Genomic DNA, 21,019 nt, shown 5'->3' on the forward strand with positions numbered 1-21,019 from the left:
ATTGCAGTGAGAAGCATTACCTCAATGCAGATCAATTAAGCGCAATCCCTGTGGGAGCGGGCTTGCTCGCGAAGGCGGTGTGCCAGGCAATATGTCGACTGACACGCCCCCTTCGCGAGCAAGCCCGCTCCCACAGGTGCGTGGTTGCCCAGCCTCAATGGGTTGTCGGGATTATTCAGTCAGCGCATTCAGTATTTTGTGAGCGATTTTGACTCGTTCGGCGTTCGGGTAATTTTTGTTGGCAAGAATCACGATGCCGATGTCTTTCGCCGGGATAAAGGCGACATAGGCGCCAAAGCCACCGGTTGAGCCGGTTTTGTTGATCAGCACAGTATCGCGTGGCGGTTGCGGCGGGTTCAGCGGTTGGACTTTATGAGCCTCCATCGCCATCTGCGATGAGTTGCCCGCCAGCAATGTATCGAGCGTTGCCGGATAGTTGTAGAACTCCCAACCCAACCCTTGAGTCATCTCGCCGACGGTGTAGTAACCGGTGTGAGTGGTGGCGATGGCTTGTTGCAGGGGCTTTTCCAGCGACGTCGGGTTCATGTTCGCTTCAACATAGCGAAGCAGGTCCGAGGCGCTGGTTTTCACGCCATACGCTTCGGAATCCAATGCGCCCGGTCCGACCCGCACAGGCTTGTCGTCCTTGTTGTAACCCTGGGCGTAAAGCGTCATCTGATCCTGCGGCACCTTGAGGTAGCTGTGCTTGAGGCCGAGTTTCGGCAGCAAGGTTTTTTCCATTAGCTCATCGAACGGCGCACCCATACTGTGGGCTGCCAGATAGCCGAACAACCCAAGGCTGGGGTTTGAATACTGGCGATGAGTGCCGGCGGCGTAAGTCGGTTTCCACTGCTGGAAGTAGCCAAGCATTTTGTCCTGATGGTCTGCCTCACTGGGGAATTGCAGCGGCAGGCCACCGGCGGTGTAGGTACCGAGTTGCAGCACGCTGATGCTGTCGAACGCGCTGCCACGCAATGTCGGCAGAACCTGACTGGCATTGTCCGACAGGGCCAGTTTGCCTGTCGCCTGCGCATAGGCGGCGAGGCTGGCAGTGAAAGTTTTACTCACCGAACCGATTTCGAACAGGGTGTTCTCGGTGACGGCTTTGCCGTTTTCTTTCGAGGCTACGCCGTAGTTAAAGTAATGCGGTTGGCCATTGACGGTGATCGCGACCGCGACACCGGGGATCTGCTGTTGCTGCATCACCGGTTCGATGGTGTTCTTCACGATTGCTTCGATGCGGTCGTCAGCAAAGCACTGACTGGTACCGAGGAAAAGTACGAAAGCGCTGTAGGACGTGAATTTTTCCTGTTTCTTTTTATGCATGATGAGCCACTTTCCGTGAGTTTCTATTGAGTTAATCGCTACACTCCGAGCGGTTTTTCAAGCCGGTCCCTTGCTGGGCGAGCCAAATCTATGCAGTTTGGCGAAGAACGACAAACAACGATATTTCGGATGAGCCATTAGAAAATTTTGGGAGTGGGCATGATTCGACCTCATCTGCCATTGAATGCGCTGCGCGCTTTCGAGGCTTCGGCACGCCATTTGAGTTTCACACGGGCGGCGGTGGAGTTGTGTGTCACACAGGCGGCGGTGAGTCATCAGGTCAAAAGCCTTGAAGCCCAGCTTAACGTGACTTTGTTCAAACGCCTGCCCCGAGGCCTGATGCTGACCAGCGAAGGTGAAACGCTGCTGCCGGTGTTGCGCGAATCCTTCGACCGGATCGCCGAGACCCTGGAGCGATTCGAGGGCGGGCATTTTCGCGAGGTGTTGACGGTAGGGGCGGTGGGGACGTTTGCGGTGGGCTGGTTACTGCCGCGGCTGACGGATTTTCAGGCGAAACATCCGTTCATAGATTTGCGCCTTTCGACCAACAACAACCGGGTGGATGTGGCCGCTGAAGGCCTCGATTACGCCATTCGTTTTGGCGCGGGGGCGTGGCATGGGATTGAAGCGGTGCGCTTGATCGAGGCGCCGCTGTCGGTGCTTTGCGTTCCCGAGATTGCGCGACAATTGCACACGCCAGCCGATCTGTTGCAACAAACCTTGTTGCGCTCCTATCGCACGGATGAGTGGCCGGAGTGGTTTCAGGCTACCGGCCTTTCGGTCCATGCCGCCCCACCTCGGAGCATTGTCTTCGACTCATCGCTGGCGATGATGGAAGCGGCGTTGCAAGGGGCAGGCGTTGCATTGGCACCGCCGCGGATGTTTTCCCGGCAACTGGCAGCGGGTGTAATCGAGCAACCGTTTGCCATCGGGATCACCACCGGTAGCTACTGGCTGACCCATTTGCAGTCACGGCCTGAAACGTCGGCGATGGCGGCGTTCAAAGGTTGGTTGCTGCAAGCTTCGCTTTAATACAAAAAACTGTGGGAGCGGGATTGCGGTGCTTTCAGAGCCTACCGCACCAGACACGGCCGCTTGTTATCGAATTTCCACCCCGGAATCAGAAACTGCATCGCCACGCTGTCATCCCGCGCGCCCAATCCCATGCCTTTGTACAGCTCATGGGCCTTGGCCAGTTGATCGATGTCCAGTTCAACCCCCAGGCCAGGTTTTTTCGGCACCTGCACGCAGCCGTCGACGATTTGCAGCGGCGCTTTGCTCAGGCGTTGGCCGTCCTGCCAGATCCAGTGGGTGTCGATGGCGGTGATTTCACCCGGCGCAGCGGCCGCGACGTGGGTGAACATGGCCAGGGAAATATCGAAGTGGTTGTTGGAATGCGAGCCCCAGGTCAGGCCCCACTCGTGGCACATCTGCGCGACCCGAACCGAGCCCTGCATGGTCCAGAAGTGCGGGTCGGCCAAGGGAATGTCCACCGATTGCAACTGAATCGCGTGGCCCATTTCCCGCCAGTCGGTGGCGATCATGTTGGTCGCGGTTTTCAGGCCGGTGGCTCGACGGAACTCGGCCATGACTTCGCGGCCCGAATAACCGTTTTCCGCACCGCAAGGGTCTTCGGCGTAAGCCAGAACGTGATGCTGATCCCGGCACAGGCGGATCGCTTCTTTCAGCGACCAGGCGCCATTCGGATCAAGGGTGATGCGCGCATCGGGAAAACGTTCGGCAAGGGCTGTGACCGCTTCGATTTCCTCGTCGCCACTCAACACGCCGCCCTTGAGTTTGAAGTCCTTGAAGCCATAACGGGCGTGGGCTGCTTCCGCCAGGCGCACCACGGCTTCGGCGTTCATGGCTTTTTCGTGACGCACACGGAACCAGTCGTTGTCGGCGTCCGGTTCGCTGCGGTAGGCCAGATCGGTTTCGTTGCGATCACCGACATAAAACAGATAACCGAGCATCTTCACTTCGTCGCGCTGCTGGCCTTCGCCGAGCAGGGCCGCGACTGGCACATCCAGGTGCTGACCGAGCAAGTCGAGCAGGGCGGCTTCCAGGCCGGTGACCGCGTGAATGGTGATGCGCAGGTCGAAGGTCTGCAGGCCGCGACCACCGGCATCGCGATCGGCAAAGGTCTGGCGCACCTGATTGAGAATCTTCTGGTAAGTGCCGATCGGGCTGCCGACCACCAATGTGTGCGCGTCTTCCAGCGTCTGGCGAATACGCTCGCCACCCGGCACTTCGCCGACGCCAGTGTGACCGGCGTTGTCCTTGAGGATCACGATGTTGCGGGTGAAAAACGGGCCGTGGGCGCCACTCAGATTGAGCAGCATGCCATCGTGGCCGGCCACGGGTACAACTTGCATGCTGGTAATGATCGGGGCTTTTGCGGCTTCTTGTGGGTTCATTTTCTTGTCCTTATAAACCGTGCTCTTACATGAGTGTTCAGGCGTGATTAGGTGCTGGTTTGCCCGGGGCAACCACAGGTGCGGGTTTCGGTTTATTACGCGCGGCGAAGACGATGATTGCCGCGATGATCGAGGTAGCGGCCAGGCCGTACAGCCCGCCCTGAATCGACCCGGTGTGTTCTTCAAGCAGGCCGAAGGTGGTCGGCGCAACGAAGCCTCCGAGGTTGCCCACCGAGTTGATCAGTGCGATCACGCCAGCAGCAATCCGCGCATCCAGGTACGCCTGAGGAATCGGCCAGAACAGCGACGATGCCGATTTGAAACCCAGCGCGGCGAAGCAGATGGCGACGAAGGCGAAGATCGGCCCGCCCGTGGTGGACATGAACATCCCGGCCGCAGCGATCAGCAGTGCAGCAGCGACCCAGGCTTGCTGATGCTTCCATTTGGCCGACAACGTGGCGAAGGCGTACATGCCAACGATCGACAGCAACCACGGAATCGAGTTGAACAACCCGACCTGAATGTCACTCAGATCGCCCATCTTCTTGATGATGCTCGGCAGCCAGAAGGTCGCGGCGTAGATGGTCAACTGGATGAAGAAGTAGATCAGGCAGAACAGGATGATCTGGCGATCCTTGAGCAGTGTGCCCAGCGACGGCTTGATCGGCGTCGCGGCTTCGCGGGCCAGTTGTTCGTCATCGATGGCTTTGACCAGTGCATCCTGCTCGGGACGGGTCAGCCATTTGGCGTCGTGGGGTTTGGAGTCCAGCCAGAACCAGACGAACACGCACAGCCCGACCGAGAACATCCCTTCAATGAAGTACATCCACTGCCAGCCGTGCATGCCCAAACCGCTGATTTGCAGCAGCAACCCGGACAGCGGACCGGAGATCAGTGACGCAATGGCCGAGCCGCTTAGGAAGATCGCAATCGCCTTGCCGCGCTCCACACCGGGCAACCAGCGGGTGAAGTAATAAATCACCCCAGGGAAGAAACCGGCTTCGGCCACGCCGAGCAGAAACCGCAGGATATAGAAGTGGGTTTCGTTCTGGATGAACGCCATGCAGGCGGCCACCAGGCCCCAGGTCAACATGATGCGGGTCAGCCAGATTCGTGCGCCGACTTTTTGCAGCAGGATGTTGGAAGGGACTTCGAACAGTGCGTAACCGATGAAGAACAGACCGGCACCGAGGCCGTAGGCGGCAGCGCCAATCCCTAAGTCATGTTCCATATGGGCGCGGACGAAGCCGATGTTCACGCGGTCGATGTAATTGACGATGAACATGATCACGAACAGCGGCAGGACGTGGCGTTTCACTTTCGAGATGGCGGACTTCAGGACCGAATCGGCGCCATCGTTCATCCCGGATATGGATGTATTCACTTCTTTTTCTCCCACTCGTTATTTTTATGCGGGGTGTTGCTGGGTGCTGCGTTGTTGATAGACATCATACAACTAGGTTTTTCGCGTCGACAAGTGCTGTCTCTCAACAAAATGGCGTTAAATGGGCGGGTTTTTATTCTTTTTTTGGTTTTGTGTGGCGTATTTGCTGGGTTGTGTCTTGGTTTGTTCAGTCGGTGATGTTTCTTTCCCGCGGCGAGGACGTTGGGTTTGATAAGTTTAAATCGTCTGCTTCAGCATGATAATTTAGTGTTGTCATACAAGTATGACGGCATTTTGTTGAGATTCCAGTCAACGAGAAGCGAGCGCAGTGCTACGATCCGGATACCTGCTTTATGGATTACCACCATGCAAGAAGACATCGACGCACCTGCCCGCAAGCGTGCCCACAACCTGGCCCATGATCTGGTGAGCAAACTGACCCAGAGCATCCTGCTCGGCCAGATGGTGCCGGGGGACAAGCTGCCGTCGGAGAACTCGATTGTTCAGGAGCATGGCGTCAGTCGCACGGTGGTGCGCGAGGCGATCTCGAAGTTGCAGGCTTCGGGGCTGGTGGAAACCCGTCACGGCATCGGTACCTTTGTTCTCGAGCGAGCACCGGATCAGGGGCTGCGGCTGAATGTCGATACCGCGCTGGGCGTGCGCAGTATTCTGGAGCTGCGCATGGGTCTGGAAACCCAGGCCGCCGCGCTGGCAGCGATTCGTCGCACAGACCAGCAGTTGGTGCAGATGCGTCAAGCATTGGATGATTATCAAAGCCTGTTGGCCAACAACGACAGTTGCGTCGAGGCAGACAAACGCTTCCATCTGCTGATCGCCGAAGCCACTGGCAATGTGTGCTTCACCGAGATCATGCAGCACCTGGGCAGCGCCATGATCCCCCGGACCCGGGTCAATGCCTCCGAGCGCGGATCGGCGGATTTGAGCAAGCTCGGGCAGCTCGCCAACCTCGAGCACGAGGCGATTCTCAACGCCATCAAACGCCAGGATCCGGATGCGGCGCGTGCGGCAATGTGGTTGCACCTGACCAACAGCCGAGACCGTTTCTCGGCCGATCGGTAGCCGCCGTTTGTCTCCTCGACAGCACCCCTTTTGCAGGCTCGTTTCCAACCTGTACGGCCCAGATTTGCGATTGGCCTACTGCAACGAGCGATAGGCAATGGGGTCGATGTAAGCCGACTGCAGGTCCCGCTCCGGGATTTCCCAGATGATTTGCTTTGGCGGTGTTTCTTTGTAGGCCGGGTTGTTGAGGTAGCTGTTTGCCGCGCCAGAGAATGCTCCGCCGTCTTTGGCGAAGTTACCCACGGAGGCGCCCAGTGCCTTTTGCAGAAACCCTGCGAAGTTGGAGTTGCGCGAGAATGAGGTGCCGATGAGCGCGGTGTCGGGGAGGTCGGCATCGCCAAAGAGGTCTGCCTCGGCATCGAGGCTATCGGCTGACGCAACAGGAAGCTCATGGGTGCTGGTTTGGGCGACCATTTCGGGTGCGGGTTGCCATTTGAGCGGCAGCCAGTCGATGCCCGCCAGATGGACCAGATCGCCAGGTCGTACCGCGAGCGGGGCATGATTTTCGTTGAACGACCTGCGTGGCGTTGCGCTGATGCCCAGGGTTTTCAGGCGCTGTGTGATGGCCTCGGCCGCCGCCTGCGCGCCGGATTCGCTCCAGTGCGTATCGGTGCGCAACCAGGCATCGGCCCCCAGTGGCGTCAGCGCATCGGTGAGGTCCAGATTCGCCACACCAGCCACATCCAGCTTCGAGGTCCAGGCCCGGATGCGCCCTTCGAGAGCGGCTGGACGGTGCAGTGCGCAACGCTGCTCGGAAGCGATGCGGCTCTTGTCTGGAACGATGACCACCAGCAAGCCAATGTTACGTTGGGAGAGTTGCTGCTTCAGATCAATCACTGCCTGGGCTTTGGCATCGGCGTTGCGCTGCGCTTGATGATTGACCTTGAGCTCATCGGCCAAAAACAACCAGTCAGGACAACCCGAGCGAACCCTCGGCCCGGTGTCTCTGAGGAGCAGCCAACTGACACCGCGCTCCAGCTCGGCGAAGGTCGTGGGGAGGTAAGCGTTCGACAGTTCCTTGGCGATCCGATGCGTGATATCGCCGTCAAAAATCTGCGAGGTCAGCACTTTATCGGGTAACAGCGAGATCTGTCCTGAAACGATCAGACGGCCTGAGGACAGCAGCCCGACGAACAGGAATATCAGCAGCGCCACGCCTGGCAACCGACTGCTGCGTGTCGCCAGATCATCTGGGTGAGGAGGGGGCGGGGTGTGCTTTAGGCTCGTCATCAGAATTGAAAGTACAGGAAGGGGACGGTTTCGCGACTGGCGATCAACGCGAACGACAGCATTAAACCGGCGATGGGCCAAAGGGCGGCGGTGTGGAAAAAAAGGCCGCCCAGTCGATTCTCACAGTAAGGGCGCAGCAGCGGAGCGATGACACCGAACACACCCAGCAAACCTGCAAGGCCGTGTACCGGGCGCAGGGTCGCGGACAGTTCATCACCGAGGGCGACGCCCTGCAGGCCGAACTGTCCGGAGTACAGGTTCAGCGCGCTATGAAAATCAGGGGCGCGGAACAGTGTCCAGGCCAGGCAAACGAACAACAGTGTCAGCCCATGGGCAAGCACTGGCGGTACCGGGGGCAGGGTAGAGTTGTTCCAGGCACGATTCACACACAACGCAATGCCATGGGCGCTGCCCCACAGCAGATAATTCCAGCTGTCACCGCCGTGCCAGAGGCCGGCGATGGCCATGATCAGGAACAGGTTGCGATACGTTTTCCAGGTGCCGTTGCGATTGCCACCCAGCGAAATATAAAGATAGTCACGTAACCAGCTGGACAACGACAGGTGCCAGCGGCGCCAGAAGTCCTGGATGCTGCTGGCCAGGTACGGACGGTCGAAGTTCTCGGGAAAGTGAAAACCCAGCATCAGTCCCAGCCCAACGGCCATGGCACTGTAGCCGGCGAAGTCGAAGAACAGTTGCAGGGAATAAGCAAGGCAGCCAACCCAGGCGTCGGAGAAGCTGGGGTTGGGCAAACTGAACGCCACATCGACCACCGGCGACAGGGTGTCGGCCACCAGGACCTTCATGCACATCCCGACCATGAATCGGCGTGCGCCCAGCGAGAAATTCTGCAGGTTGAAGTAACGCTGATTCAACTCACGCCGAACCCAGTCATAGCGAATGATGGGGCCGGCGACCGAATGGCCGAACATCGAAATATAGGTGGCGTAATCAATGAAGCTGCGTTCGACCGGCACGGTGCGACGGTGTACATCCACCAGATAGGAAATCGCCTGCAAGACGATAAACGACAGCCCGGCCGGCATGATGACCCGCTGCCAGTCCAGCGGCATGGCACCATACCAGGTGACGGTATCGATCAACGTGCCAGCGACGATGTTGGCGTACTTGTACCAGCACAGCACCGCCGTGTTGAGCACGATCAGCATCGCGAGTAGCCGCACGCGGCCCTTGCCTTCTTCCCGCAAGGCGTCAATCAGCAAACCGCCAGCCCACGCCGTGATCGTCAGCGCCACATGCACGGCGAGGAACCGAGGGCTCAACCAGCCATAGAACAGCCAGCTGCCAATCAGTAACGTGACGTTGCGCCAGGCGGCTTGGCACACGGCATAGGCACACAGGAACAGTGGCAGGAACAACGTCAGAAACTCGAGAGAGGCAAAAACCATGGGGTGGCGCGATCCGATCAGTGGGCCAGGACGTCAGTCGCAAGCAGCAGGTAAGGGCCATTTGCGCCAGGTAGCAGCACAACGCTGTAACGCTCGCCGGCCTTGAGCTGGCCCAGGTCAAGCGGGGCACCGACGTTGGTTTGGGCGCAGACCAATTGAACCGACAGACTGACCGGGTTGATCGCTCGGCGTTGCACACTGCCGTCGGCCACTTCCTTGAACAGGTCGGCGTTCTTCCCCGCGGCGCGCAAACCGGCCTGGGTGCACGCTGGATCGGCGCTGATAAAAGCCAGCGAGGCTCTCAGGCTATTGAAGTCGTCTGGTTGCTCACGGATGACGACCTGGCGAATACCTTGAGCGCTGTCAGGCAAAGCGATCACGCTGGCGAATTCGCCTGCTGCCACCTGAATGTCCAGCGGCTGACTTTTGCCGTTGCGTTCCAGGGTGCCCTTGATCGGCTGGTTGGCGGGCACAGGCAAGTAGTCGGACACGGCATTCGAACCCTCGAGTCTGAGGCGGGCCCGCGAGCCTTCGGCCAGCAGCTGCAAGGGGCGGTCGGCGGCGTTGATAAAGCGCAGGAAGGCCGAGTCCTGATCCGGGCCCGTCGGGTACAGGGCAATGTCGGCAGCCTGGGCGTGCAAGCTCAGCATCAAGGGCGCGAACAGCGCCCAGCCACATGCGGATCGGCTCATTTGCCGGCTCCTGCGCTGCTGACGCGCTCGGCGGGCAGTTTGGCCAACGCACCGCCAATTGCAGTGCCCCATGCTTGATAGCCGGCGACGGTGAAGTGTTGCCCGTCGGTGGTGATCCACTGCCCGGGTTTGGAGAACGTCAGCGAATCGATGTAGGTGCAAGGCGCCACGTTCGCGGCCAAAAACTGCGACATCAACTGGGCGCGGGCATCATTCTTCTGGTACATGCCACCCGCTTTGCCCCAGGCCGGGCCTACCCAGGCGCAACGGATCCCGGTGGCCGCGATGGCCTTGGCCAGGCCGGTGACGCTTTGCCAGGCCCAGGCCTTCGGAAACACTGGCTTGTCATAGGACGCCATGGTGTCGCCGATGACCAATACCACCAGGTCGGGTTTGTCGGCCGCGATCAGGTCCTGGATCGGTGTGGTGGTTGCCTCACGCCCTTTGATCACGATCTTGTCGTTGCCTTTGCGCTCGGCGCCGCAGTCGACCTTTTTGCTGATCAGCCAATCGCCGGCGCTGGCACCGCAGGCACCGATGGAATGAACCTGAGCGCCTTGGCGAGTCAGGTTGTCGTGCAGCGGCTCCAGCAAATGGTCCGCGAGGCTCATATGGCTCTCTCCAAGAACAAGGAGGGACAGGCCGGCAAGGGCAGAAGTGGGCATCGAAAACTCCAGAATGATCAGTTGGAATAAGGCGAGGTGTACGGGCTGACCGGCAGGCTCATGGGGCCGCTGATGTCCTCGAACTGGTAGCGCAAAGACAGGGCACCGCTGAGTTGTTGGTAGTCATGGGCGTTGTCCAGGCCCAGATTGGCGCCCAGCAGGAAGTTCGAAGCGACCTTGTATTCAGCCGCCGCGGCGACGCTGTAGCCGATCCCGGTTTTGTTTTGCCCTTCGTAGCGCAGGCCCGAGGCCGCTTGCAGGGCTTTGTCGTTGGGGAAATAGTCGGCGCTGTCCTGCTCGAAATGCTGCACACCGACCGAGCCCTTGACTTGATACGTCAAGCGTCCGGAGCGTTGTGCCCAAGTCACTGGCACGTCCAGGGCGAAGAATGTCTGCGGGCTGAAATAGCCGCCGTGGCCGTAGGTGAAATAGTCCTGATTGTTGGCGTAGCTGATGCCGGTCATGCTCAGGCCGACGGTCAGCTTGCTGTCCGTTGCATTTTGCAGGTACCAGTACACACCGCTGCCCAGTTCACTGCGGTTGTTGGACTCGACATGGTTGCCCAATAGCTGGTGCCAGGAGGCGTAGCCATAGACGCCGACTTCGTTGTCGTCAAAGCTCAACTGGCCACGCCCGCCATTGGCGGTCACGCCGCCCCAGGATTGCCCGCTGCGTTTGTCCGTGGTGCCGGCAAACGAGGTGACGCTGTCAGTCACCGGTCGCCGGGAAACGCTCACGCCGTAACGGACATTAGAGGTGTCGCTCACGGGGCGATCAATGCTGATGCCGCCGGTGGCGGTGGTGTATTTGAAGCCGAGCGGGGTGGTGCCGAGATCGGCTTTGAGCCCATCCGCGGGCCGTTGAATAGCGACGGAAAGGCCGACACCCTCGGCTTTTTGCGAGCCGACGCTGCCACTCTGCGCACCGTTACCGAAACGCGACAGCGCCTCGTCGCTGGCACTGCCGGCGTTCAGCGAGACCGGCGTCACGCGCAGGGCGATGCGGCTTTCATCCAGCGGGATATTGATTTCCAGCGGCGTTTCAACATCGGTCAGTTTGCTTAGCCCCGACTCACTGTTGTTGCTGCGAATGCTCACGCCCTGGGTGACGTAGGCACTGCGCTCTTGAAGGATTTTATTCAGCGCCAGTTGCGCGGGGCTGATGTCCTCGCTCACCAATGCTGCGCGCGGCAGTTGCGATTCGAATGCATTACTCGCCTGCTGCGGTCTTGGCGGGGCGTCGATGCCAAAAGGGGTGTGAGACGTCATGCGGCCTGACATCTCTTGAGCCGGTGGCGGGATTGCTGCCAGCAAGGTGTCGCGACTGACTTCGTTACGTGAACCCGACCCCGCAAAAGGGTTGGGCGCCACCGTCGAACCGGCCAGTTGACCGCTCTGGCTTCTGCGATTCTCGCTCTGTTCAATGGCCACTGCTTTGCGCAGCAGATCGGTCGCCGTGCCGGTCTTGCCCATGTTCTGGTAGAGGCGGGCGGCCTCGGTCAGCGTTTGAGGGTTGCCGGATTCGGTCTTGAGCAGCTGTTGCAGTGCCTGTTCGGCAAAGGCCGTGTCATGTGCCAACACCGCCGCGTTGGCGGCACCCAACAACAGTTGCGGGTCATTTGGCTGACGTTGTAACAGCGGTTTGTAGAGTTCGAGGGCTTTTGCCGTGTCGCTGTTGGCCGAGTACATTCGCGCCAGCGCCGCAACGGCAGCGCTGTCACCGGGACGTTGCGCCAATGCGGGCGCCAGCGTGTCATAAGCGCTGGCCAGATTGCCTCGCTCACGCAGCTGGTCAGCCTGGCGGATACGATAGAGATAGAGCAGGTCGTCGAAACGCTTGCGAGCCGGCGCGTTCAAGGGCCTGTTCTGAAGGTCGCGCAGAATCTCGTTGACCTGTGCGTCTTCTCCGGTTTTAAGCAGGACAGCGGCGTATTGCAGGATGAAGTTCGCCGAGGGCGCCGTGGTGTTTTGCAACTGGCCGCGCATGAGGGCCAGCGCACGGGTTGGCTCGCCGATGTCGACATACGCCGAGGCCAGGCTCGCCGTGCGATCCAGACTGTTGTTAGCCATCGACTGAATACGATCGAGCAAGGTCAGGGCTTCCTGGCGCTGTCCGCGCTTGCCCAACTCGATTGCCTGGCTGAGTTGCAGGTTGAGGCTGATATCAGCGGCCAGCGCGTCCATGTCCGGGGTGCGCTGGTCGGGGCGCAAGCGTCCCAACGTTGTCTGGGCGGCTTTCCACTCACCCATCTGCACCGACAGCAAGGCGCTGACGTAAAGCGCATCGGCATTGTCGGGATGGGCGTGGAGCATGGCGTTGATCAGGTCCCGAGCCTTCTGGGGTTCGCCCATCGCCAGGTTCAGGCGGGCCAGGGCGAAACGCGTCCAGACGTTGTCCGGCTCAACGCGCAGCGCGTCTTGCAAGGCGTTGCGCGCAGCGGGCAGGTCGTTGCGTTGTTCGGCGAGGGCAGCCAGTTGCGTCGCGCGCAAGGCTTGCAGGCGTGCGGACTGGCCGATCTTTGCCTGTCCGGTGGCGGGCAGGCTGTTGATCAGTTGCAGGGCTTCATCGTTCTTGCCGCTCTTGAGCAGCACATTAACCAGCCCTTCCAGTGCTTGAGGGTCGTCGCGGCGCTGGTTCAAAATCTGCCGATAGGTGCGCTGAGCATCATCTAACTGGCCCGCGCTGGCCTGAATATCCGCCAGCGCGAGGCGAGCATCCACCCCATTTGGATTGAGCCGCAGCGCCTGGTTGACCAAGACCTGCGCCTGGGCTGCCTGGCCTTTGGCCTGGGCGTCGCGGGCTTGCTGCAACGCTGACCAATAGCGCACTTCGTTCAGCGCAACTTGCCAGTGGCTGCCGTCGTGTTGTCGCGTGGCCTGACTCAAGAACTTTTCCGCTTCGGCCAGTCGGTGTTGCTGCTGGCGAATAACCCCAAGGCCGCCTAGCGCGTCAGCATCATCGGGCCGGGTTTTCAAACGTGCTTGAAAAGCCTGTTCGGCGGTGGCCTGATCACCTTCTTTGAGCGCCTTCAGGCCGCGCGCTACCTCGGCGGGCGGTTGCCATTCCTTGCTGGCCGTCGTTGCCAGCTGTTGCTTGCCCTTGCTCATCTGCGCCCGGATTTCCACGTCATCCGGATGCGTCTTGAGGTACGCCTCGAACAACGGCACTTGTGCCGGATTGGGCGGACCGATCCAGGTCAGCGCCAGGCGCCAGCTTTCGTCGGCATCACCGGCAATGTCGGCACGCTGGGTCAGCGCGGCCAAGGCGCGGATGCCCTCGGCACGGCTGTCTTCACGGCGGACCAGATGCTTGGCGTAAAACAGCGCGACGATCGAGTCGTTGGGCATCTCGCGTTGCAGGCGCTGAAATCCGCTGCGTGCTTCAGCCCAGTCAGCCTGATTGAAGGCAAGGTTGTTGTAATACTCGCGGCCGATCGTACCTTGGGGTGGACGGCCATCGAACAGCGAACGAAATACGGCGCTCGCCTTGTCACGATCACCGGCATCGACGAGGCGCCGAGCCTCTTCCAGACGCTGCTGGTTCTGCGGCTGGGCCACGCTGATGTCCTGCGCCAATTGCAGTGCCTGCCGAGGCGGTGGCTGAATGGCCTGTAAGCGGGCGAGGTATTGCTGCGCCTGTTGTGGCTTGCCCTGTTGCACGCCGATCAAGCCCAGGCCATACAGTGCGTCAACCTGGGCTGGGTCCAGCAGCAGGACTTTCAGCCAGACTTCCGCCGCGCGTTGAGGGTTGTTGTGCGACTGCCAGTACTGCCCTTGCTCGACGAGTAATGTCTGTGGTGTCGGACTTTGAGCGTGGGCAGCTGCGGCCGTCCATGCGCTCATGACGGCGATGGCTAGCGTGCGGTGGTGCGCGTGCATGCGGTCTCCCAGGAGAGTTTCAGCGTTCCGTCTTCCCGGAATCGGTAATGTTTATCTGCCCATCCGAGGGCGAACAGGCTAAGCATGAAGTTGTAGTAACGCGGCGGAGCGGCGTCGGCACCAGGCCTGGCCAGCGCCTCGCGCAAGGCGAGCTCCACACGGCGTCGTTGCTGATCGGCCAACCCGGGTAACCCCTTGGCCTCAAGGTAGGGAATCAGTGCAGCCCAGAATCCGAACGGGCTCTGACCCTGAACACTGCCGTGGAGAACCTGGACGGTTTCCGGAGGGGAACCCGTCGCGACAGTGCTGCGGGCCATGCCGTCCAGCCGTTTGAGCAGGAGCGCCGCCAGCGGTTCTGAGGTATCACTCATACCCAACCAGAGGTACACGCGAATGGCATCGTAGCTGCCCGTGTCGCCGTGGATCGGGTCGCTTACGAAGGCACCCGATTGCGCTGAAGTGCCTCGATAACCGACCCAGTCAGCGATGAAACCGTGGTGGCTTGATTGGCCAATCATCGTCGCGGTGTTGTTGGCAATCGCTTGCCAGGGGCCGGAGGGTGCTTCCTTGGCCAGCCGCCGTAACAGTGGCAGTGGCAGGTAGCTGGGGTTCAGGCGCCAGAGAGCGTCTGGCTGGACGAAGCCCTGTCGTCCAGGCAACATCATCGGGCCCAGCCCGGGCAGCTTGACGACCAATTGCGCTTCAATCGTCGCCATCAGGTGCAGGGCGTCCCGGTGATAGTCCGGTCGATGCCACAGGCGTGCGGCTTCGAGCAGGGCGTAGGCGATCCACAGGTCGGCGTCGGCGGCCGAATTGGCGTCTTGCAGGCGCCACTGACCGTCCGTGCCTTGCCCCCATAACCAGCCGGGCAGGCGTGTGTCAGGAGCCGAGCCTGCGAGGTTGGCTGAGGTCCAGCGCCAGAGTTTGTCAAAGCGTGGCTGATCGTTGCCGATTAGTGCGAAGAGCATGCCGTAGGACTGCCCTTCAGAGGTGCTGTGATTGTTCTCCAGGCTCGATTCCAGAACACGACCATCGTCTTGAACGAAGCGCGTTGCGTAGGTTTGCCACAGTGGCCAGGCTGGCGACTCACAGGGGGGGCGGCCGCTACCGCAGGCGCCAGCAGGGCAAGCGCAAGCATAGCGCTCAACCTGCGCGTGTTACCGCGCAGGCACCGGCTAAATGAAACACCTTGGCTGCTCATGGACGACACAGGCATGCGCGGCTCATTGACCAAGACGACGTTTGGCCCGTAAGCGCAGGGCCAGGTAGGCCATCGAAGCAAGCAGCAGGACCCCGAGGAGGGTGAACAGCATAAGCGCTATTACATTTTGCGAGAGGTACCACTGCAGATAGCGCAATGGGCCCAGGCTCCCGACGTAGTAATCCTGCTCGGCGACCAGCGATTTGACGTGCTTGCCTCTGACCACCACCAGACTGCCTTGCAACTCGTGGGCATTTTCTTCGTTGCTGAGCAGGGCGTTGGTCACGTCGGCCAAACCGCTGGGCCTTGCACTGGCGATAAACACCACACTGCGCCCACTCTTGAGCGGTGATTCGAATCCAGTCAGATAAGCACTGCCGTCCTCAGCGGTAAACCTGAAGCTGCTGCGCGCTTCACGCAGATTGGTTTTCGTATCCGGGCTGATCCAGCTGCGCAGACGCAAGGGCAGGTCAGACACTTCCAGGTACTGCACAGCGTCTTCGTCCTTGGCCGGCAGAAGGCTTTGCCACTGCTCCAGCAGCGGCTGATTGTTGCCCGAGGCGAGCACCAGCAAATCCCGGTCGCGTTGCTCGGCCAGCTGGTCGGCGTGGACCACCTTCACGCCGGTGGCCGGATAACCGGTAGAGTCGCCGAAGCGGCCCAGCAGGGTCAGGTAGGCGCTCAGATCGGCCGTGCCTGGCTCGTTGGGCAGGATCACCGATGTTTCAGAAAGGTCGGCCATGCGGGTGAACGGGAAGCCACTGTCCTTGAACACCCCGAGGTTGGGCATGGCCATGAAATGTTCATATTGGCTGAGGTCCAGGGTCGAGTCCGGGTCGATCACACCGCGCATGTTGTCGATGATGATGTCGCGGCATTCGCCCTGTTTGATGTAGTCATACATGAAGCGAAATTGCAGGCGTGATTGCAGCGCTACGGAATTGAGCGGCAACAGCATGCGCGACGTACGGGCCAGGCTGTCGTCGGTTTTGAGCATCGCCAGCAGGCTGTCGCTGTTGCCGAGTTTCTCGATCGAAGGCAGATCGATCGACTTGATGAAGGTGTCGTTGAAGTTGACCAGCAATGAGGAATTGGTAGAGACCGGTTGCGGCGTATAGCGGTATTTCAGGTCAAGTTGCGCGCCGGGTTCACGCCAGTTGAACAGGTCGGGTGGCAAGCGCAGCGCAACCGTCATTTGTCCCGGGTTATAACCCGAGACATTGAGCTCTGCGGGCTGCGCCAGTTCACCCAGGCGAACCGGGCGATCGGAGGGCATCCAGTTAGGCGCGTCGTACGGTCGGCGTGGCTTGAGCGAATCGATCCGGTCGATCACTACGCTCTGCCCGGAAAAGGCCGAGCCACCAAGGGCCAGCGCTGTCGCGGCGACCTTGAGATCGGCGCCATCGCGCCCGGAGACGATCAATAGTTTGCCCTGAGCATCATTCGGGTTGCTCACGAGTGTCAATGTCGGCCCCGTGGCTTCTTTGATCGGCAAGCCACCCAAGGTCGTTGATTCGCTGCCGCTGACAAACACCACGGCGTTGCCTTTGGCCGGCAGGCCGGTGAGGCTGGCGGGGAAGGTTGCGCCGCGGTAGCTGGCCAGGGCGCCAAACCAGGACGACAGGATACCGGCGGCCTCAAGCTCAGGGCCGCCCGGGCGCCCGGCGAACACGAAGGGCAGCTTCAGGGACGAGGCATCTCGACGATCGAACAAGGGCAGTGGCAGAGCAGACAGGTCGTTGGGCTGTTTAATCGAGGATACCTGGAGGCTCAGCTGACTCTCGTTGCCGATCCTGGCCCACAGGCTGGAGTGCAAAGGGTCTTCACATTGCATCGTGTAGTGACCGATGAACTGCAGGCTGAGCCGGTTGAATTCGGTGATGGTCTGCGGCGGAATCTGCACGGTCCTGGTCTGCAATTTACCGGCCTCTTCCTTCGGGAGGGGCAGGCTGGCGGCCACTTGATCGTTGACCAGCACATTGATCTGCGAAAGGTCGGCCAGCAGCGCGGGTGAGTAGCTGTACTGCAGCGTGACCTGCGCAGCCGTGACGACTTCATCGGCGCGCACATCGAAGTTCACACTGTCGGTAGCCTCCACGCCTTTAAGGGTCATCGAATAGCTTTTGCCCAGCTCCTTGAGAGTGCGGGTATAGCTGTTGCTCGGGGCATCGGTCCCGGGCAACGATGCGACCGGCATCATTACCGGCTCTGTGGCGCTGATTTGGGCGGCGGCACTCAATGCCCAGCCGCTCCAGCCCACTAGCGAGCAGGTGATCAGCATGAGTGAGCGACGAGGAAGAAAGGTCCGGCGAATGGAAGGCTTCAAGATCGTTGCGTGTCCGCGGTGGAGTCGATGGATGATGGAGTGTCCGGGCGTCTGCGCAGCAGCGCCTGGCTGTCCTTTAGGGTTGCAACGAACAAGCGCAGGATGGCGCGAAAGCCAATGCTGCTGACCTCGCGCAACGCCGACATTGGCGCGTCGAGGCGGCCGTTACCCCACGTGTTGGCCCAAGTGTCGGCCCGTGAAAAGGTCAATCGCACCAGCTCACTTTGCTGGCGCAGGGTCAAACCCTCGAATTGCACGCCCGCTACGTTGTCGTTGCTGAAGACCGTATTTGCGGGAAAGAGGCTTGAGGGCGGTGTGCGCAAAATGCACAGTCGCAGCTTCTCATTGACGCTGAGCAGAACCTGCGGTGGCAGTGCCAGACCCACGCCGTTTTGTGAGAAGTCCCGGGTTATGCAATCGAACCAGGTGCCGTCTTCGCGATAGACGCGCACGGGCAGATCCGCGGGCACCCTGGGTTCGTTGCGCACCTGAGAGGACTCAGTGGCCACCGCCACAGCGGTGCTGACGATGACGATGTTGTAGACGGTCCAGGCCAGGTTGATCAGCAGGGTAGTGGCCTCGGCAGAATCACTCCCGATCAGTTTCACCACGCCGATCGCCAGGCCGATCATGTTCAAGGTCAGCAGGACGATATAAGGCCGCGCGAGCTTCCAGTTGAAATAATCCTTTTCAATGGTGCCGCCCTTGTCGGTCACGTTGAATTTACCCAGCGAAGGGCTGATCAGGGCCAACAGCACCGGTCGCATGATGTACCAGGCCAATACCGACTCATACACTTCGTTCCAGAAGGAATGACGGAAGCGTCCCTGGATGCTGGAGGTGGTCAGGCTGGAATGGAAAATATGCGGCAGTACATAGACCGTGACCATCAACGCCGAGGCATGGAAAATCTGCGCGTCGAAAAACAGGTAGGCCAAGGGAGCGGTCAAGAACACCAGACGGGGCAAACTGTAGAAAAAATGCATCATGGCGTTGAGGTAGCAGATGCGCTGCCCCAGGTTCAGCCCTTTGCCAAACAACGGATTGTCGGTCCGAAAAATCTGCGCCATGCCCCGCGCCCAGCGTATGCGCTGGCTGATGTGTCGGGAAAGGCTTTCGGTGGCCAGTCCCGCCGCTTGTGGAACGGCGAGGTAAGCGGTATTGAAACCACGGCGATTGAGCTTGAGTGCCGTATGCGCATCTTCCGTCACGGTTTCGGTGGCGATGCCGCCGACTTCCAGCAAATGAGTCCGCCGGATGACCGCGCAAGAGCCACAGAAGAAGGCCGCGTTCCACAGGTCGTTGCCGTCCTGCACCAGGCCGTAGAACAGCTCACCTTCATTGGGTACCGAGCGAAAGGTATCGAGGTTTTTTTCGAACGGATCGGGTGAATAGAAAAAGTGCGGCGTTTGCAGCAGCGCCAGGTTCGGGTCCTTTAAAAACCAGCCCATGGCGATCTGCAGGAAGGAGCGGGTGGGCACGTGGTCGGCGTCGAATATGGCAATGAACTCGCCATCGGTGACTTTGAGTGCCTCGTTGAGGTTGCCGGCCTTGGCATGTTGATTGTTGTCGCGGGTGATGTAGTTGACACCAATCTGCTGACAGAAAACCTTGAATTCCTCCCTGCGTCCGTCATCGAGCATGTGCACTCGCAGTTTACCCTCGGGCCAGTCAATGGCCTGAGCCGCGAGCACCACCAGTTTGACGATACCCAATGCTTCGTTATAGGTGGGAATGAAGACGTCTACCGTCGGCCATTCAGCGGGTGGCTGTTGCAGAAACTGCGGTTTGCGGTGCAACGGCCAGGCGGTCTGTACATAGCCGAAGACCAGGACGAGCAAGGCATACAGTTCGGCCAGCACCAGCCCGTAGCCAAATACGGCATCCTGCCAGTTGTCGAAGTTCAGGGTGTCGGACAGGCGCCAGTACATGTAACGCAACGAAGCGATCAGCGAGAGGGTGATCAGGGTCAGGATCGCCAGACGCCCGGCTTGCTTGCGGATGATCAGGCTGGCGGCAAAACAGACGGTGGCAAACGCGGCCTGGGAATACAGATTCAGCGGCGCAGTGAGGATACCCAGCACCAACAATGCAGCGATCAGCCCGGCTGAGATCTTCAGGACTCGGCGCCCACGCAGGGGCCATCGACTGACGCGAGCCTGGACAGTATCCAGTAGCCCCTGCAACCACCACGTCTTTGCAGGTAGCTGATTCAGTTGGGCGGTCATGGCGTGCCCTGCTGGCTGCATGCATCCGCGAAAAGCAGGGCATGGACCGCGCCTGACAGCGAAAGAATGTCCTGACAGCCAATGCTCTCAGGAGCGTACTGCAGTGGGTCCCGACCATAGGCCAGCGACTCGTTGAACTGGTAATCGAGACGAATTGTCCCGATCAGGTTAGCGCTGAGCCGCCGCCTAAACAGCACGCCCATGTCCCTGCTGAACGAACGTGAGTCATCCCGTTGGTTGAGTACATACCGGTGCCGCTGCGCGCGTCGCCGGCTGGTTTCCAGCCACTGGGTCATGGTGTCCAGTGCCAGGTAGGAAGCCGCGTCGGCCACCGTCATCACCAGCACCAGATCGGCGGCGTCGAGTGCCTGTTGCGAATAAACGGTCGCACCCGAAGGCGTGTCCAGGATCACGGTATCGTTTTCGTTGAGGTTCATTGACGCAAGGTGCTGATTCAACCAGTCAGAGTCTTCAAGCATCAACTGCTTGAGCAGTCGGCGTTCGTTCACCTCTCCAGTGCCGAAGGGCAGGCACTCACTGTCGCTAAAGCCCGGCAGGCGATGAGCGTTCCAGTTTGCGTCCTGCTCTTTGAGCTGGATCAGCCCGGGAACCTGCCTGGTGATACCCAAGTGGCTGGACAGCGCGTTCTGAGGGTCCAGATCAATCGCGATGGTTCGCCCGCCAGGGCGTCGAAGTGTTTTTGCGAGGCCAGCGGCGACGGTGCTTTTACCCACCCCGCCGTTCGCCGAAACGATAGCAATGACCTTCGCCTGGGTCCGCTTGCGAGTCGTTTCTGGCAGACCGTCTCGACGAACCTGATTGAGTTCACGCAACAGGTCGCTCAATCGCTGACGGTCACCCGTAGCAGAACTTGCAGGTGGCTCGGTCAGGGGAGGGGATTTGGGCGAAGGTAGCGAGAGGACAACATTCTTCGCAGGCTCGACCGCCGCGCCAATCAATAAAGAAGGCTGTGGCTCATCCAGCAGAAACACAAAGGGCGCTGGGTTTGGGGGAGACAATGCCACCGCCGGTTCTGGCTCAACCATCGTAACCGGGTCGTCTTTGAAATCTTTGTAGTTCGGTTGTATTTCCTGGTAACTCTCCGCATTGGCGCCAAAACGTGTAAAGAGTTTTGTAATGTCGTCTACATATTTCATGCGTTGTACCAGGAAATGAAATAACT

13 protein-coding genes and 1 pseudogene are annotated in these 21,019 nt (G+C 60.0%); 2 read left to right on the top strand and 12 right to left on the bottom strand.

Translation table 11 applies throughout. The features are described from left to right. Positions 1–171: 171 nt before the first annotated feature. On the bottom strand, positions 172–1,326 hold the full coding sequence (gene ampC, locus AB4O41_RS26275; RefSeq protein ID WP_460145280.1) for a class C beta-lactamase: 1,155 nt from the start codon (positions 1,324–1,326) through the stop codon (positions 172–174). Positions 1,327–1,485: 159 nt separating this feature from the next. On the opposite strand from ampC, the gene AB4O41_RS26280 reads away from it, so the two are divergent. Then, on the top strand, positions 1,486–2,358 hold the full coding sequence (locus AB4O41_RS26280; protein WP_460145281.1) for a LysR family transcriptional regulator: 873 nt from the start codon (positions 1,486–1,488) through the stop codon (positions 2,356–2,358). A 41-nt stretch (positions 2,359–2,399) separates the two neighbouring features. Here AB4O41_RS26280 and gudD read toward each other — a convergent pair whose 3' ends face one another. Together gudD and AB4O41_RS26290 are read right to left on the bottom strand one after the other, a co-directional pair. Further along, entirely contained in the window at positions 2,400–3,743 is a 1,344-nt protein-coding gene (gene gudD / locus AB4O41_RS26285) for a glucarate dehydratase (protein WP_460145282.1), read from the bottom strand. 37 nt (positions 3,744–3,780) lie between these two features. Beyond that, a complete protein-coding gene (locus tag AB4O41_RS26290) occupies positions 3,781–5,127 on the bottom strand; it encodes an MFS transporter (protein WP_305446236.1) in 1,347 nt (448 codons plus the stop codon). Between the two features lie 366 nt (positions 5,128–5,493). On the opposite strand from AB4O41_RS26290, the gene AB4O41_RS26295 reads away from it, so the two are divergent. Next, on the top strand, positions 5,494–6,207 hold the full coding sequence (locus AB4O41_RS26295) for a FadR/GntR family transcriptional regulator (protein WP_460145283.1): 714 nt from the start codon (positions 5,494–5,496) through the stop codon (positions 6,205–6,207). A 75-nt stretch (positions 6,208–6,282) separates the two neighbouring features. Here AB4O41_RS26295 and AB4O41_RS26300 read toward each other — a convergent pair whose 3' ends face one another. The 9 genes and pseudogenes from AB4O41_RS26300 to bcsQ form a co-directional block, all read right to left on the bottom strand. Continuing rightward, positions 6,283–7,437: an alginate O-acetyltransferase AlgX-related protein gene (locus AB4O41_RS26300; RefSeq protein WP_460145284.1), complete on the bottom strand. Its 1,155-nt coding sequence runs from the start codon at positions 7,435–7,437 to the stop codon at positions 6,283–6,285. Further along, on the bottom strand, positions 7,437–8,846 hold the full coding sequence (locus AB4O41_RS26305; RefSeq protein WP_460145285.1) for an MBOAT family O-acyltransferase: 1,410 nt from the start codon (positions 8,844–8,846) through the stop codon (positions 7,437–7,439). Before AB4O41_RS26305 ends, AB4O41_RS26300 begins: the two co-directional genes overlap by 1 nt. A 17-nt stretch (positions 8,847–8,863) precedes the next feature. Further along, positions 8,864–9,538 carry an alginate O-acetyltransferase AlgF gene (locus AB4O41_RS26310; protein ID WP_460145286.1) on the bottom strand — a complete coding sequence of 225 codons (675 nt, stop codon included), beginning with the start codon at positions 9,536–9,538 and terminating at the stop codon, positions 8,864–8,866. Continuing rightward, positions 9,535–10,203 carry an SGNH/GDSL hydrolase family protein gene (locus AB4O41_RS26315; RefSeq protein WP_460145287.1) on the bottom strand — a complete coding sequence of 223 codons (669 nt, stop codon included), beginning with the start codon at positions 10,201–10,203 and terminating at the stop codon, positions 9,535–9,537. The genes AB4O41_RS26310 and AB4O41_RS26315 overlap by 4 nt, the downstream gene beginning before the upstream one ends. Positions 10,204–10,220: 17 nt before the next feature. Further along, positions 10,221–14,081 carry a cellulose biosynthesis protein BcsC gene (locus tag AB4O41_RS26320; protein ID WP_460145288.1) on the bottom strand — a complete coding sequence of 1,287 codons (3,861 nt, stop codon included), beginning with the start codon at positions 14,079–14,081 and terminating at the stop codon, positions 10,221–10,223. Next, positions 14,057–15,297: pseudogene (gene bcsZ, locus AB4O41_RS26325) on the bottom strand (cellulose synthase complex periplasmic endoglucanase BcsZ). Before bcsZ ends, AB4O41_RS26320 begins: the two are co-directional and overlap by 25 nt. A gap of 7 nt (positions 15,298–15,304) precedes the next feature. Further along, the gene (gene bcsB, locus AB4O41_RS26330) at positions 15,305–17,563 is read right to left on the bottom strand and encodes a cellulose biosynthesis cyclic di-GMP-binding regulatory protein BcsB (RefSeq protein WP_460145289.1); all 2,259 of its coding nucleotides are present in this window, start codon (positions 17,561–17,563) and stop codon (positions 15,305–15,307) included. A gap of 41 nt (positions 17,564–17,604) precedes the next feature. Further along, positions 17,605–19,836: a UDP-forming cellulose synthase catalytic subunit gene (gene bcsA, locus AB4O41_RS26335; RefSeq protein WP_460145290.1), complete on the bottom strand. Its 2,232-nt coding sequence runs from the start codon at positions 19,834–19,836 to the stop codon at positions 17,605–17,607. After that, the gene (gene bcsQ / locus AB4O41_RS26340; protein WP_460145291.1) at positions 19,833–20,993 is read right to left on the bottom strand and encodes a cellulose biosynthesis protein BcsQ; all 1,161 of its coding nucleotides are present in this window, start codon (positions 20,991–20,993) and stop codon (positions 19,833–19,835) included. The genes bcsA and bcsQ overlap by 4 nt, the downstream gene beginning before the upstream one ends. Positions 20,994–21,019: the final 26 nt, after the last annotated feature.

It is taken from the genome of Pseudomonas sp. S2_A02 (assembly GCF_054668495.1).

Coding starts and splice junctions, on each gene's coding strand:
- AB4O41_RS26310 (WP_460145286.1), bottom strand. CDS start 9,538: ATGAGCCGATCCGCATGTGGCTGGGCGCTGTTCGCGCCCTTGATGCTG.
- AB4O41_RS26300 (WP_460145284.1), bottom strand. CDS start 7,437: ATGACGAGCCTAAAGCACACCCCGCCCCCTCCTCACCCAGATGATCTG.
- ampC (WP_460145280.1), bottom strand. CDS start 1,326: ATGCATAAAAAGAAACAGGAAAAATTCACGTCCTACAGCGCTTTCGTA.
- bcsA (WP_460145290.1), bottom strand. CDS start 19,836: ATGACCGCCCAACTGAATCAGCTACCTGCAAAGACGTGGTGGTTGCAG.
- AB4O41_RS26315 (WP_460145287.1), bottom strand. CDS start 10,203: ATGCCCACTTCTGCCCTTGCCGGCCTGTCCCTCCTTGTTCTTGGAGAG.
- bcsQ (WP_460145291.1), bottom strand. CDS start 20,993: ATGAAATATGTAGACGACATTACAAAACTCTTTACACGTTTTGGCGCC.
- AB4O41_RS26305 (WP_460145285.1), bottom strand. CDS start 8,846: ATGGTTTTTGCCTCTCTCGAGTTTCTGACGTTGTTCCTGCCACTGTTC.
- bcsB (WP_460145289.1), bottom strand. CDS start 17,563: ATGCTGATCACCTGCTCGCTAGTGGGCTGGAGCGGCTGGGCATTGAGT.
- AB4O41_RS26320 (WP_460145288.1), bottom strand. CDS start 14,081: ATGCACGCGCACCACCGCACGCTAGCCATCGCCGTCATGAGCGCATGG.
- AB4O41_RS26295 (WP_460145283.1), top strand. CDS start 5,494: ATGCAAGAAGACATCGACGCACCTGCCCGCAAGCGTGCCCACAACCTG.
- AB4O41_RS26280 (WP_460145281.1), top strand. CDS start 1,486: ATGATTCGACCTCATCTGCCATTGAATGCGCTGCGCGCTTTCGAGGCT.
- gudD (WP_460145282.1), bottom strand. CDS start 3,743: ATGAACCCACAAGAAGCCGCAAAAGCCCCGATCATTACCAGCATGCAA.